The 11,877-nt window shown below is 62.0% G+C and carries 15 protein-coding genes and 2 pseudogenes; 5 read left to right on the forward strand and 12 right to left on the reverse strand.

Features of this window, described 5'->3' with window-relative positions; all coding sequences use genetic code 11:
• The 4 genes from V5B44_RS12655 to mltG are packed head-to-tail and all read right to left on the reverse strand — an operon-like array spanning position 1 to position 3,059.
• On the reverse strand, positions 1-381 hold the full coding sequence (locus tag V5B44_RS12655; protein ID WP_332359376.1) for a PilZ domain-containing protein: 381 nt from the start codon (positions 379-381) through the stop codon (positions 1-3).
• Positions 382-388: 7 nt separating this feature from the next.
• Positions 389-1,429 (reverse strand): DNA polymerase III subunit delta', encoded by a 1,041-nt coding sequence (holB, locus tag V5B44_RS12660; RefSeq protein WP_332359377.1) that lies wholly within the window; start codon positions 1,427-1,429, stop codon positions 389-391.
• On the reverse strand, positions 1,426-2,061 hold the full coding sequence (gene tmk, locus V5B44_RS12665; protein WP_332359378.1) for a dTMP kinase: 636 nt from the start codon (positions 2,059-2,061) through the stop codon (positions 1,426-1,428). The genes holB and tmk overlap by 4 nt, the downstream gene beginning before the upstream one ends.
• Complete coding sequence (gene mltG, locus V5B44_RS12670; protein WP_332359379.1) at positions 2,058-3,059, reverse strand: endolytic transglycosylase MltG; 1,002 nt, start codon at positions 3,057-3,059, stop codon at positions 2,058-2,060. The genes tmk and mltG overlap by 4 nt, the downstream gene beginning before the upstream one ends.
• A 207-nt stretch (positions 3,060-3,266) precedes the next feature.
• Here mltG and V5B44_RS12675 point away from each other — a divergent pair, with 207 nt between their 5' ends.
• Together V5B44_RS12675 and V5B44_RS12680 are read left to right on the forward strand one after the other, a co-directional pair.
• The gene (locus V5B44_RS12675) at positions 3,267-4,298 is read left to right on the forward strand and encodes a YgfZ/GcvT domain-containing protein (RefSeq protein ID WP_332359380.1); all 1,032 of its coding nucleotides are present in this window, start codon (positions 3,267-3,269) and stop codon (positions 4,296-4,298) included.
• 12 nt (positions 4,299-4,310) lie between these two features.
• Positions 4,311-5,093, forward strand: coding sequence for an NRDE family protein (locus V5B44_RS12680; RefSeq protein WP_332359381.1), 783 nt, complete (start codon positions 4,311-4,313; stop codon positions 5,091-5,093).
• Here the strand turns inward: V5B44_RS12680 and V5B44_RS12685 are convergent.
• Positions 5,063-5,545 carry a L,D-transpeptidase gene (locus V5B44_RS12685; RefSeq protein WP_332359610.1) on the reverse strand — a complete coding sequence of 161 codons (483 nt, stop codon included), beginning with the start codon at positions 5,543-5,545 and terminating at the stop codon, positions 5,063-5,065. The genes V5B44_RS12680 and V5B44_RS12685 overlap by 31 nt on opposite strands.
• 2 nt (positions 5,546-5,547) lie before the next feature.
• Entirely contained in the window at positions 5,548-6,009 is a 462-nt protein-coding gene (gene tadA, locus V5B44_RS12690; RefSeq protein WP_332359382.1) for a tRNA adenosine(34) deaminase TadA, read from the reverse strand.
• Positions 6,010-6,201: 192 nt separating this feature from the next.
• Here tadA and V5B44_RS12695 point away from each other — a divergent pair, with 192 nt between their 5' ends.
• Positions 6,202-6,819: a cyclic nucleotide-binding domain-containing protein gene (locus V5B44_RS12695; protein ID WP_332359383.1), complete on the forward strand. Its 618-nt coding sequence runs from the start codon at positions 6,202-6,204 to the stop codon at positions 6,817-6,819.
• A gap of 21 nt (positions 6,820-6,840) precedes the next feature.
• Here V5B44_RS12695 and V5B44_RS12700 read toward each other — a convergent pair whose 3' ends face one another.
• The 3 genes from V5B44_RS12700 to V5B44_RS12710 all read right to left on the reverse strand — a co-directional run bounded on the left by V5B44_RS12700 (position 6,841) and on the right by V5B44_RS12710 (position 8,511).
• Positions 6,841-7,239, reverse strand: a complete 399-nt coding sequence (locus V5B44_RS12700) for a CZB domain-containing protein (protein ID WP_332359384.1) — start codon at positions 7,237-7,239, stop codon at positions 6,841-6,843.
• A gap of 269 nt (positions 7,240-7,508) precedes the next feature.
• Positions 7,509-7,979, reverse strand: a complete 471-nt coding sequence (locus V5B44_RS12705) for a YbhB/YbcL family Raf kinase inhibitor-like protein (protein ID WP_332359611.1) — start codon at positions 7,977-7,979, stop codon at positions 7,509-7,511.
• Between the two features lie 130 nt (positions 7,980-8,109).
• The gene (locus tag V5B44_RS12710) at positions 8,110-8,511 is read right to left on the reverse strand and encodes a cupin domain-containing protein (protein ID WP_332359385.1); all 402 of its coding nucleotides are present in this window, start codon (positions 8,509-8,511) and stop codon (positions 8,110-8,112) included.
• 112 nt (positions 8,512-8,623) lie between these two features.
• On the opposite strand from V5B44_RS12710, the pseudogene V5B44_RS12715 reads away from it, so the two are divergent.
• Positions 8,624-8,821 (forward strand): annotated as a pseudogene (locus V5B44_RS12715) (hypothetical protein); the annotation flags it as partial.
• Between the two features lie 453 nt (positions 8,822-9,274).
• The gene (locus tag V5B44_RS12720; protein WP_332359386.1) at positions 9,275-9,880 is read left to right on the forward strand and encodes a plasmid pRiA4b ORF-3 family protein; all 606 of its coding nucleotides are present in this window, start codon (positions 9,275-9,277) and stop codon (positions 9,878-9,880) included.
• Here V5B44_RS12720 and V5B44_RS12725 read toward each other — a convergent pair.
• From V5B44_RS12725 to V5B44_RS12735, 3 genes and pseudogenes are all read right to left on the reverse strand, one after another.
• Positions 9,873-10,058 carry a hypothetical protein gene (locus V5B44_RS12725; RefSeq protein WP_332359387.1) on the reverse strand — a complete coding sequence of 62 codons (186 nt, stop codon included), beginning with the start codon at positions 10,056-10,058 and terminating at the stop codon, positions 9,873-9,875. The two genes, V5B44_RS12720 and V5B44_RS12725, sit on opposite strands and share 8 nt — an antisense overlap.
• A 166-nt stretch (positions 10,059-10,224) precedes the next feature.
• Positions 10,225-10,959: a c-type cytochrome gene (locus tag V5B44_RS12730; protein ID WP_332359388.1), complete on the reverse strand. Its 735-nt coding sequence runs from the start codon at positions 10,957-10,959 to the stop codon at positions 10,225-10,227.
• Between the two features lie 390 nt (positions 10,960-11,349).
• Positions 11,350-11,778: pseudogene (locus tag V5B44_RS12735) on the reverse strand (hypothetical protein); the annotation flags it as partial.
• Between the last annotated feature and the right edge of the window lie 99 nt (positions 11,779-11,877).

An 11,877-nucleotide genomic window follows, 5' to 3' on the forward strand; every position in this document is an offset into this window, starting at 1 on the left:
TCAGATGGTATGCGTCGGCCGACCGGACTGCATCACCCCGCCGAGTAGCCCTTCGATACGTCGGCGCGCCTCGCTGCCGCTTTCGTCGCTCTTGAAGTGAACGCCGATTCCTTGGGCCTTGTTGTTCTGGGCGCCAACAGGGGTGATCCAGACGACCGTCCCGGCGATCGGGAGTTTCGCCGGGTCGTCCATCAGCGACAGCAGCATGAACACCTCATCGCCGATCGAATAGTTGCGTGTCGTCGGAATGAAGATACCGGCATTCCGCAACAGCGGCATGTACGCCGCGTACAGTGCCGATTTCGAGTTGATGTTCAGCGACAATACGCTCGGGCGCGGGGGGGCGGGAGCCACTGACCTGGTGGTGTCTGCGTCTGCCATATCCTTCTCAGGAGGTTCGGAACAGTCTTGCGTAGCTCAGGAAAAAGTCTTCAAGAAACAGGCGGCTATTCAAGGGTTGCTCACACTGGGCCTTGTATTGTATCGCTTTTCGACTGAATGCCAAGAGCTTGCGGCTGTCAGTGCCTTGCGCCAGGCGTTGCAGCAGCGCTGCCTGCGCCAGGAAGTAGCGTGGGGCCAGACCTTCGCTCGCCAGTGTCAGGTCGAACAACCACTTCTGCGCCCAATCGAAGGCGCGCTTCAAAGGTGCCGGACGCTTGTCAGCCTTGACCACCTTGTCTATCTCCGCGGCCGCCGCCAGAGGATCGAGTCCCTGAGCGCGTGACACCTGCGCGAGTAACGAGTCGAGCAGGGCGCGCTCGCCGCTACCGTTCAGTTCAAGCGCCAGCAGCGGCGAACCACCGGCCAGTGCCAGCCAGTTCTCGGCATTACGAACCCCGGCATCGTGCAGCCACTGGATCGCGACCGCTTGCGTCGGCCGGCCGACGGGCAACAGCTGGCAGCGGCTGCGGATCGTTGGCAGCAGACGGTGCGGCTCACTGGATACCAATATAAACAATGTAGATGCGATTGGTTCCTCTAGTGATTTAAGAAGAGCGTTGGCGGTTGCACGATTCATTGCTTCGGCCGGATTGAGCAAGACCAGGCGCGCGCCGTGACGATGCGTACCCACATGCAGGAAGTCATCCAGCGCGCGCACCTGATCAATCGTGATCTGCTGGCTTGGCTTCTTCTTGCCCACTTCTTCGCCCTCACCCGCCTCGCTGCTCTCGCCGCTGGCGAGCGCCTGCGGCTGCAGCAGGCGGAGGTCTGGGTGGTTTCCCTGCGCCAGCCAGCCACAGGCCAGGCACTTGCCGCAGGCCGTGCCGGACTCGCCAGCGTTTTCACAGAGCAGCGACTCGGCGAATGAACGCGCCAGATCAAACTTGCCAATCCCGCGCTGACCCGAAATCAACAGCGCATGCGGCAATTGTGCCCGCCTCGCCTGCAGTTGATTCCAGACCGGCGAGTGCAATTCAATTAAATTCATAAACAATTAGTTAAAATAGTTTGTAGAACCACTTTCTCGATTACTTCGGCAGCCTGATCGGCATTAACCGCGGCAAAGCGCCGAGGCGCAGCGGCTGCGCGCTCGAGATAGGCCAATCGCACACGCTCGTGAAAATCAGTCCGCTCCTGCTCGAACCGGTCCCGGTCACGCGCCTGTGCAGTGATCCGGAGGCCAGCGACCGCCGACGGCAGATCGAAGAGCAGCGTCAGGTCAGGCTGCAGATGACCATGCACCCACTGTTCAAGTTGCGCGAACTTCTCTCGATCAAGGCCCCGTCCGCCGCTCTGGTAAGCGTAGGTGGCATCGCTGAAGCGGTCACAGATGACCCAGTCACCGCGTTCGAGTGCCGGTTCGATCACCTGTGCGAGGTGCTCTCGGCGCGCAGCGAACATCAGCAAGGCTTCTGTTTCGAGATGCATGGCCTCGTGCAGCAGCAGTTCGCGGAGCTTCTCGCCAAGCGGTGTGCCACCTGGTTCGCGGGTGGCCACCACCTTCAGCCCGTGGTCGCGAACGAAAGCCGCGGCGGCGGCAATATGACTACTCTTGCCGGCGCCATCGATGCCCTCGAAGGTGATGAATTTTCCTCGGAGCTTGTTCTCGGGCTGACTCAAGGTTTCCCGCCTTTCTGATAGCGCATCACGGCCTGGTTGTGCTCAGCCAGGGTACGCGAGAAATGACTGCTGCCATCGCCACGTGCAACGAAATACAGCGCATCGCTGGGCGCCGGATGCAGTGCAGCCTGAAGGGAAGCCAGACCAGCCATCGCGATCGGCGTCGGCGGCAGACCCCGGCGCCTGTAGGTATTGTAGGGCGTATCGGCAAGGAGGTCGCGCTTGCGCAGGTTGCCGTCGAAGCCCTCACCAAGGCCGTAGATGACCGTCGGATCGGTCTGCAACGGCATTCCCTGGCGCAGGCGATTCACGAACACCGCCGCCACCAGCGAACGATCCTCGTCACGACCGGTTTCCTTTTCGACGATCGACGCCATGATCAAGGCTTCGTAAGGCTCACGATACGGAAGTCCAGCCGCCCTCGCCTGCCATTCGCTTGCCAGATGCCGCTCCAGCGCGCGGCGAGCCCGCGCCAGCAACTCGATATCGCTGCTGCGCTTGGCAAAAAGATAGGTATCCGGAAACAACGAACCCTCGGCGGCCACGCCTGGTGCACCAAGCAGGCGCATGATCTCGGCCTCCGGCAGGCCGGTCGTGTCATGGCGCAGATCCGGGTGGGCATCGAGGCGTTGCCTGATTTGCCGGAACGTCGATCCTTCGATGAACGTCACTTCAGCTTGCGTGAAGTCGCCACGGGTAAGCTTCTTCAGCAATTCCAGCGGCGTGATGCCGCGGTGGATCTCGTAGCTGCCGGCCTTGATCGAAGCTTCAACGCCCGTCAGCCTGGCGAGGATGAGCAGAACCCAGGGATCGATTCCAGCCCCCGCGGCAGCGATCTCGCGGCCTGCGGCTCGTAGGCTGCTGCCGGGCGGTATCGTGAACTCGACCGTGTCGCGCGCCAGACTGATCGGCGCCAGGAACCTGGCGGCGAGCAGAGCCGTCGATAGCACCAGCACAACCAGGGCGAGAGTGAACAGCTTGCGGAGGAATTTGCGCATCAGTCCGGCGCAGCCGCGAGGCTGCTGGGCGGGAACGAGGGAATGGACTTCGAGTGGCCCTATAATAGCCGAAACCTATGGTTCTGAAGCGAACATGAGCGCTCTGCCGAGCGCTCGTCCACTACCGGTCACCGTCCAGAGCGGGCGAGCACGCCCCGCTGGCGGCCGGCGCCTTTCAGATCACTATCCGATGGAATAGACGAAACGATGAACTTGAACTGGCAGGAATTTCTTGGTGGCACCGGCGCACGCATTGACAGGGGACTGGTCACGGATTTCGGCGAACCCGCGGCGGAACTGGCGAACGCCAGCGAAGCGACACTCGTCTCACCCCTGACACACCTCGGCCTGATCGAGGTGGCGGGGCCTGACGCGGCGGCTTTTCTGCACAATCAGTTGACCAGCGACGTGAAGCACCTGGCCAGCGAGATGGCGCAGCATTCGGCCTGGTGCTCGGCGAAGGGCAGGATGCTCGCCAGCTTTCTGCTTTTTCACCACGGGCCGGACTACCGCCTGCAACTCTCGGCCGACCTGCTGCCGGCGATTCACAAGCGCCTGCAGATGTTCGTCCTGCGTAGCAGGGTGAAGATCACCGACCTGTCGGGCACTCACCCACTTATCGGCCTGGCCGGCCCGCAAGCCGAAATCGCATTGCAGTCCGCCCGCCTGCCGGTTCCACCGACGCCGCTGAGCGCTGCTGTATTCGCCGAGGGCGTCGTCATCCGGCTCGATAGCAGACGCTTTGAAATCGTCGTCAGCCTGGGGGCGGCTCCCGGTCTATGGCAGGAATTGCAGTCGCACGCTCGTCCAGTCGGGACCCCTGTCTGGCAGTGGCTGGATATCCAGGCCGGCCTGCCGCTGATCACCGAGGACACCAAAGAGCAGTTTGTGCCGCAAATGGCGAATTTTGAGCAAATGGGCGCGGTCAGTTTCCACAAGGGCTGTTACCCCGGTCAGGAAATTGTCGCCCGCACGCAGTATCTCGGCAAGGTCAAGCGCCACCTCTATCGCGCGCACTCGGCCAGCCCGATGGCCGCGGGGCAAGCGATCTATTCGCCGCTCCATGCCGAGCAGCCTTGCGGCATGGTCGTCAATGCCGCGCCGGCGCCGGCTGGCGGTCACGATGCCCTGGCGGTTGTCCAGGAGAGCTTCGTCGGTGCCGGTGCTCTTCAACTCGCTACTGCTGGTGGTTCGCAGATCGACATCGAACCCGTGGGGCCCGGCTTCCCGATTCCCTGAGGCCAGCCGACGATGTGCCTGATCCTGCTCGCCTGGCAGGCGCACCCTGACTATCCCCTGGTGGTCGCCGCCAACCGCGATGAGTTCTTCGCCCGCCCCTCGGCGCCTGCCGCTTTCTGGTCCGAAGCCCCGCAGGTCCTCGCCGGGCGCGACCTCGAAGCCGGCGGCACCTGGCTCGGCGTCAGCCGCGGGCAGCGCTTCGCCGCCCTGACCAACTATCGTGAGGGCGGCAAACCACTCCCCCATGCCCGCTCACGCGGTGCCCTGGTAGCCGATTTCGTTGCCGGCCACGACGGCCCGGCAGCGTATCTGGCACAGCTCGCGACCCATGCTGGCGATTACAACGGCTTCAACCTCTTCATCGCCGACGGCGAGCGTCTCGGCTACGGTACGAACCGTGGCGACCGCCGGACACGCTGGCTGGGCCCCGGCATCTACGGACTCTCGAACCATCTGCTCGACACCCCCTGGCCCAAGCTGGCGAGCGCCAAGGCGGCTTTTGCCGAGGCCCTGGCAACGCTACCGGCACCGGCAGCGTTCCTTGAACTGCTCGCCGACCAGGAAATCGTGCCCGATTCCCACCTGCCGGAAACCGGTGTCCCGATCGAATGGGAACGTATCCTCTCGGCCGTCTTCGTCCGTTCGGAAAACTACGGAACGCGGGCGTCGACCCTGCTCACCAGGCATCGGGATGGGCGGACCACCTTGCTCGAACGCAGTTTCGATGCCGGCGCACGCGCGCTTGGCGACGTCTGCGAGAGCTTTCAGTCCTCGCTGATATCGACCACCGTGTAAGGCGGCACCTGGTCGAACAGGTCGATGATATCGGCGTTATGCATGCGGATGCAGCCAATCGACCCCGGGCGACCCATCGGCGCCGTATCCGGGCTGCCGTGGATGTAAACGTAACGGCGCATGGTGTCGACCGGGCCAAGGCGGTTACGGCCGGGCTCGCAGCCGGACAGCCAGAGAATTCGCGTCAGAATCCAGTCGCGCCCGGGAAAGCGCTCGGCCAGTTCTCGCGAGTAGACCTCGCCGCTCGGCCGACGACCGATGAACACCGTATTCTCCGGTTGTCCCGTACCTATCCTGGCGCGCACCAAGTGCCGCCCGCGCGGCGTGCAGAAGCTGCCCCTGAGTTCGCCTGCCCCCTTGGTCGCCGTAGATACGGTATAGGTACGCAGCACCCGCCCCGAGTCATTCGACAGAGTCAGCGTCTGTTTGCCGATGGAGATCTGGATGCGCACACTCATTGCCCGCTGCGGCTGCGGCGAGCCGCAAAGAAATCCGACAGCAACTGACCGCACTCCCGTGCCAGAACGCCACCCAGGACCTCGGTGTGATGGTTGAGCCGCTCAACGGCAAAGATGTCGACCACGCTCCCGTGGACGCCCGTCTTGGGGTCACGGGCGCCATAGATCAGGCGAGCAATGCGCGCCTGCATCAGTGCGCCGGCACACATCACGCAAGGCTCAAGGGTCACGAACAGCTCGCAGCCGGGTAGGCGATAGTTACGCAGATTGCGCGCTGCATCGCGCAATGCGGCAATTTCGGCATGGGCCGTCGGATCATGGTCGCCGATCGGCGAATTGAAGCCACGACCAACGATGACGCCATCGCGAACCACCAGCGCGCCAACCGGAACCTCCCCAAGGCATTCGGCAGCAAGCGCCAGAGAAATCGCCTCGCGCATGAAGAATTCGTCGTTCATTGACCACATTTTACTCCAGCAGGACGTATCACCGTGGAGCAGCCATTGCCTGATCCTGGCATGCTGCCCAGCAGATCGTATCCGGCGATTGCAACGGATCGAGAACTGGCCGTCAACAGCAGGATTCAAGCGGCCGGTTCGGTCTGCTGAAGGAAAGCAGATCCCAGCCATGATCGCTGGTGGCTCATGGTCATGGTACTGGCCAACTTCCGCCGTGCCGACCGTCGCCTACCCGCCGGGTTTCTTCTGTTTTTCTTCCGGGTGGTGCAAAATGACGTCAAGGCGACGCCCGCTATGGGCGATTGGTTGTTGCCGCAGGAGTGTTCCGTGAAGACAGCGCGCTTCCTTCAGGATCAACCACTGTTCGGTGGGGTTGACGATCAGGCGATGACGGCGATCATGCCGTTGATGCGCGAGCTGGATTTTGCTGCCGGAGAGGTCATTGTTGAGGAAGGCGACGACGGTGACTCGCTGTTCGTGATCTGCAGCGGGTCCGTCGAGGTCCTGAAGGCCAGCCCTGAGTCGGCAGGCCTGTTCGGCAAGCGGATCGCGGTTCTGAAAACGGGCGATGTTTTCGGCGAAATGGAGTTGATCGACACGCAGCACCGGTCGGCCACGGTGCGCGCGCTCGAGCCGGTCTCGACGCTGGCCTTGACCAACGGCGATCTATTCTGTATTCACGAGTTTGACCCGCCAACCTTCACGCTGATCGTCATGAACCTGGCAAGGGAACTCAGCCGCCGCCTGCGCAGCATTGACGATCTGGCAGTCCGTTGCATGGCATCAAACAATGTCGCGGATTCGTCGTGACCTCGGTTCACTCAAGGCCCTTCAGCAGGCGCTAGCCAGCCAGCCGGCCGGACATCGTGACGTACTCGTCGTAGAGCATGGCTGCCACGCCCGCATGGCAAGAGCCAGCCGGCCGGACATCGTGACGTACTCGTCGTAGAGCAGAGCGTAAGCCTCGACTATCCTGCCAGCCGCTGCCCTTTCGACCAACAGCGCTGCCAGATCGTGGAATTCGGCGTGCAGGCGGCGGACCTCCTGGTAACTCTCGGTCATTCGGTCCGCCGCCGACAGGCGAGAGCCGTACAACCACTGGCCGAATTCACATTGGTCGTCTGCCCGAATGCCTCCCACCTCAACGCCCGGACGAGCATCGAGAATGGCCTGCCGAAGCTCCGACATCCATAGGGCATGAGCGCCAATGGCCTCTTCAATGTCCCTCACTTTGTCCACTCCTTGGCTCCCGTTGATTGTCTGCGAAGCTGACAGTGCATTTTACATCCTTAACAACGCTGCAAGACCTGGACCGAGCAGCACTGACGACGGGTCATGAGACGATTTCACGTCACGACAGCCGACCATACTCACCGCCGGGCGCAGAGTGGCCTGCCTATGGCTTCCGTACCAGGGGACCCTTTCCTCCTCGCAGCGGTTTCGCCCAGCCGCGGTCTCACCAACCAGACAGTTCGCGCTGGTGTACCTGCGCAGCGAGATCAATGCCCCTTCTGATAGTTGCCGACCAACTGCGCTTCCGCAACGATATGTCCTTGCATGGCTTGTTCCAGCGACTTCTTGTTTGGCATCTTCAAGTCAGGCAACACGACGTCAAGCGCGTAGAGCTTGTGGAAATAGCGGTGCCGACCGATGGGAGGACAGGGGCCACCGTAGCCGGCGCGCTGCCAATCATTGAGTCCTGCCAGCGTGCCGGCAGGAAACGACTGTGCGGCCTCGGGCAGCCCGGTGGTGTCCGGAGGCAGGTTGTAGAGCAGCCAATGAACCCAGGTCATGCGGGGTGCTGCCGGATCGGGTGCATCGGGATCGTCCACGATCAGGACCAGGCTCCTTGCTGTCGCAGGCACGCCACTCCAGGTCAGTGCTGGGGAAACATTCCTGCCTTCGCATGTATGAAGGCTCGGGATCGGCCCGTTAGGCGCAAACGCACTTGAAGCAATGCTCATCTCCATGATCTTGTCTCCAGCGTAAGTGGTTGCTGACAAGGCGCAAAGAAGGGGCAGGCACGACATCCGGGGCAACCGGACCGGCTTCTCGCGGTCCTGTGGGACATCCCAACGGATCGTCGAGCCGATGGTCGCTTCATCCTTGATCATCCTGGCCCGTTTCGAGGATCTCCGTATCCGCGTCGGAATAGGCTGGTGAACAACAGCAGAGCAGTGTCAGGGCGCCCTTGCTCGATGCTTCAATGCAGTGTGCCGTTCCCGGCGGGATGCCGATGGTGTCGCCAACTCCGACCATGAACCTGGCCGCTCCCAGAGTCATCAGTCCCACGCCTGCCGTGATGTGGTAGATCTCTTCCGTCACCAGATGCCTGTGCAACAGCGTTCTTGTTCCAGGAGGAATCGTGGCTTCGGCCAGACTCTGCTTCCGGTTACCCTGAACGGCGGGATGCATCAGCTCGCGGATTTCGGACCCATCCTTGGTGATATACGCTGGGACAGCAGCATAGGGCTGGTAGAGTGGCTTGACCGGGACCCGCATTTCAATTTCCTTGATGCTCTTGCAGCCGAAGTTTCGCCTCCTGAGAAGCGCCTTGCTCCTGTACCCTTCACCCACGTCATCTTACCAATCGCAGAGTCCGCCGCAAACCAGAATGTGCCGCAGGGCACTCGCACAAACCCGGAAAGGGCGGCCATCAGCTGACTTCAGGCAACTCATCCCACCGTGGCGCATAATCGAAGCCCTCGGCGTGCCCCACACCGAGGTCGAGCTGATTCTGGTCAATGGTGTCTCAGTCGACTTCGCCCACCGCCTGCGACAGGGCAACCGCGTTGCTGTCGACCCGAAGTTCTGGACGAACCGGGGTTTTCCGACGACCCGGCGCACCTTCCTCGTCGTTGACCGTGACGCCCAATTCTTGGGCAGCGCAAGGTCTCCCTTGTCTGAGGCCGGTCCAAGGCAGCTTTCCACAGTTTGTCCACCCCTTGCCCACAGTGTTGCCAGCAAATTCTGTGGACAGCGGCCGACTCTCCCGGACTTGTCCACAGCACCATGGCCCGCTGCCCACATCAACCCGCTACTGAAGAGCCTTCGTCTTGAGACGCTTGGCATGGCTTGCCGAAACCCACTGCCACCGCAGACGCTCTCATGAGCGGCGGGCACCGCTCAACGGCGCAAGGTGGCACGCGGCTGGCCGCCGGTTGGTCCAGGCTCGCCACGCCCGTCTGGGCCATCTGCTTGCGGATCGTTCGGGTCAGAGACGGAGCTTCCGTAGTCTGCTCAAGCAACTGATCAAGGAACCGCCATGCCCACTGCGCCGAAGAAGCCGCCCTCGACCCTGTTCACCCTCAAGGTCGAACTGGTGGACACCAAGCCGCTAATCTGGCGCCGGATCGTGATCAGCGGTCAGGCGAACTTCGGCATGCTCCACCACGTCATTCAGGCGGCGATGGGCTGGCATGACGCGCACTTGCATGAGTTCCGGGTCGGCGACCAGAACATCGGCGTTCCGGACCCGGAAGGCGACAACTCCGACCGACCCACCGCCATCGAACGACGCGTCCGGCTCAACCGCCTGCTCGGCGCCGGCAGCACCTTTACCTACCTCTACGACTTTGGTGACAACTGGGAGCATTGCCTGAGCGTGGAGCAAGTCCGGGATGCTGACGATCGCTACGGCGACGGACCCATCGCCTGGGTCCAGGCGGGGGAACGTGCTTGCCCACCCGAGGATGCCGGAGGCGTTGATGCCTACCAGGACTTCCTCGAGCGCTGGGAGCACGATCCCTACGGCACGGAGACAGAGGAACTTCGCACCTGGGCCGGGCTTGACTTCGATCCCGACCGTTTCGACCGACCAGCCGCGAACGCGGCGATCGACCGCATGCTCTGGAACCGCTGGGTCAAATGAGGCGATGGGCGTCGCGCGACTTGCCCAGCCGTTGCCGATCGCGGTGATTCTGCGCACCAGCGAGCTGGCCGGCGAGCTTCACGCGGCCACCCGCCGCGAAGTCGGCAGGCGAGAAACCGGGTAGCAGATCGCGAACCGCACAAGTCACGCCGCAGCCACCCAGACCGTTGTAACGCATGGCGCTGGCAGTTGACCGACGATTTGCGGCCGGTCAGGCGCAAAGCACATGCGTTCTGGGTGCCCTTGCCCCATCCGTGCTCGCCGGATACCAGGCAGTTGTTCAAGCTGTGTGTACCATCGGGAGCAGGCCGCTGATCGACGGTCGTCGTGCCCGGACGGCGTGGCTATGGCTTCCTGGCCGGCGCCTTGGCCTTGCACATTTTTCCAGGCATCACCAGACTCGACTGATAAGCCGAAATCGCGATCAGTTGATCGTCGTTGTACTTGCTGATGATCCTGACCATCTCTGGGTTGGCGTTGCGGCGCTTGCCGTCACGGATGTCGGTCATCTGCTGCAGCAGGTACTTATAGTGCTGTCCAGCGATCACCGGATAGAGCCTGTACCTGGAACCTTCGCCGTTGGCTCCGTGGCACACCCGGCACTCGTTTTCGTAGAGGGCTTTGCCTTTCGCCACTTGCTGAACTGCGTCCTGAGCATCGTGGCGACCGTGGTCGACGGGAATGCACAGCCCTTCGAGATAGGCTGCGAGATCAGCCAGGTCCTGCGGATCGGACAGTACTGCGGCAAACGGATACATCGTCGGGCTGTCGCGCAAACCGGCGCGGATATCGGCCATCTGCTTGATCAGCACGCTGCTGTGCTGACCTGCGAGTTGAGGGATGCTGCCGTCGGAGTGCCCACCCCCCGACGGCTGGTGGCAACTGCGGCACAAGGCGTAAAGTACCTCACCGCGCTTCCCGTTACCCTTGCGTTCAAGCGCTTCGCTTTTCTCGCCCGCTACCGCCTGCCATTGGTAATTCTTGATCCCGATGCCCGTAGAGCCAGGCGCCGACGGCTCGGCATTGGCAAGCGCCGCGGCCCCTATCGCCAGGAAGAGCGCCAGAACCAGTTTATTCATCGCCAACTCCTTGCTGTTCGAGATTTGCCGGTTCCCAGTCCGGCAGGCAAGCCCGCCTGTTGATCGCTGTCAGGACCCCCCGCAGCGGTTCGCTTGTTTCCGGTTGACCGGCAGCACCGCCGCTCATGTTGCCATATCGGAAGGGTCCCTGCACCTGACTATTGCGCCAGCAGCAGTTCTCACTTCAAACCCACGCAAGGCAGCTGTTGGCGTAGGTTGGCGCACGAGGATTGGCAGACTTGGGCGATGAAGCTTGAGAGAAACCTCGGCTGCTCTCATAATAATGCGTGGCAACAGTGTGTTATGGTGCTAACCTCGAACTTGCTCGAAGTATCGATGATTTATTTTTTCAGGTGCCCAGCCCATTTCGACCGTTGCCCCCATTCCCCTGCCGATCGCGGCCACCCACTGATGAACGATCCGGGCGCACTGACGAGTCGAAACATGGGGCGATCTCGCCAACCGACTGGAGAACAAGAACTTCTCCGGTCTCAGTCCCGCCTTCTCGATCCACGCCGCGACAGCGGTCCTCGTGGGCTCCGTCAGCTCAAACTGGACTGGCCGCTAGGTCTTTCGTTGCACGATCATCGCCCGCGCCAAGACCTTGTTGCCGTGCATGATGTCGCGAACGCGCAGATTCACGAGACTGCAACCACGCAGTTTGCCGTCTATGGCAAGATTGAACATGGTCAGATGGCGTACCAAGTGTTCGTTCTGAAGGTGAATTCGGATGGCCCAGATGTCCCTGGGACTGAGCGGTGGCTTTTGGCCGACCGGCTTTCCTTTGTTCCACGGTTCCCGAGTTTCAGTGGATTCCATGTCAGACTCCTTGGTGATGGATAAGAGTCCGATTGTGGTGCCGTGTCGTCTGCAGCTGCCTTCAGCGAGGCGCTCGGGATGAGTTCAATTGGCTGGAAC

Source organism: Candidatus Accumulibacter necessarius, assembly GCF_036625085.1.

Coding starts and splice junctions, on each gene's coding strand:
- V5B44_RS12655 (WP_332359376.1), bottom strand. CDS start 381: ATGGCAGACGCAGACACCACCAGGTCAGTGGCTCCCGCCCCCCCGCGC.
- holB (WP_332359377.1), bottom strand. CDS start 1,429: ATGAATTTAATTGAATTGCACTCGCCGGTCTGGAATCAACTGCAGGCG.
- mltG (WP_332359379.1), bottom strand. CDS start 3,059: ATGCGCAAATTCCTCCGCAAGCTGTTCACTCTCGCCCTGGTTGTGCTG.
- V5B44_RS12675 (WP_332359380.1), top strand. CDS start 3,267: ATGAACTTGAACTGGCAGGAATTTCTTGGTGGCACCGGCGCACGCATT.
- V5B44_RS12680 (WP_332359381.1), top strand. CDS start 4,311: ATGTGCCTGATCCTGCTCGCCTGGCAGGCGCACCCTGACTATCCCCTG.
- tadA (WP_332359382.1), bottom strand. CDS start 6,009: ATGAACGACGAATTCTTCATGCGCGAGGCGATTTCTCTGGCGCTTGCT.
- V5B44_RS12695 (WP_332359383.1), top strand. CDS start 6,202: ATGGTACTGGCCAACTTCCGCCGTGCCGACCGTCGCCTACCCGCCGGG.
- V5B44_RS12705 (WP_332359611.1), bottom strand. CDS start 7,979: ATGGAGATGAGCATTGCTTCAAGTGCGTTTGCGCCTAACGGGCCGATC.
- V5B44_RS12710 (WP_332359385.1), bottom strand. CDS start 8,511: ATGCGGGTCCCGGTCAAGCCACTCTACCAGCCCTATGCTGCTGTCCCA.
- V5B44_RS12720 (WP_332359386.1), top strand. CDS start 9,275: ATGCCCACTGCGCCGAAGAAGCCGCCCTCGACCCTGTTCACCCTCAAG.
- V5B44_RS12725 (WP_332359387.1), bottom strand. CDS start 10,058: ATGCGTTACAACGGTCTGGGTGGCTGCGGCGTGACTTGTGCGGTTCGC.
- V5B44_RS12730 (WP_332359388.1), bottom strand. CDS start 10,959: ATGAATAAACTGGTTCTGGCGCTCTTCCTGGCGATAGGGGCCGCGGCG.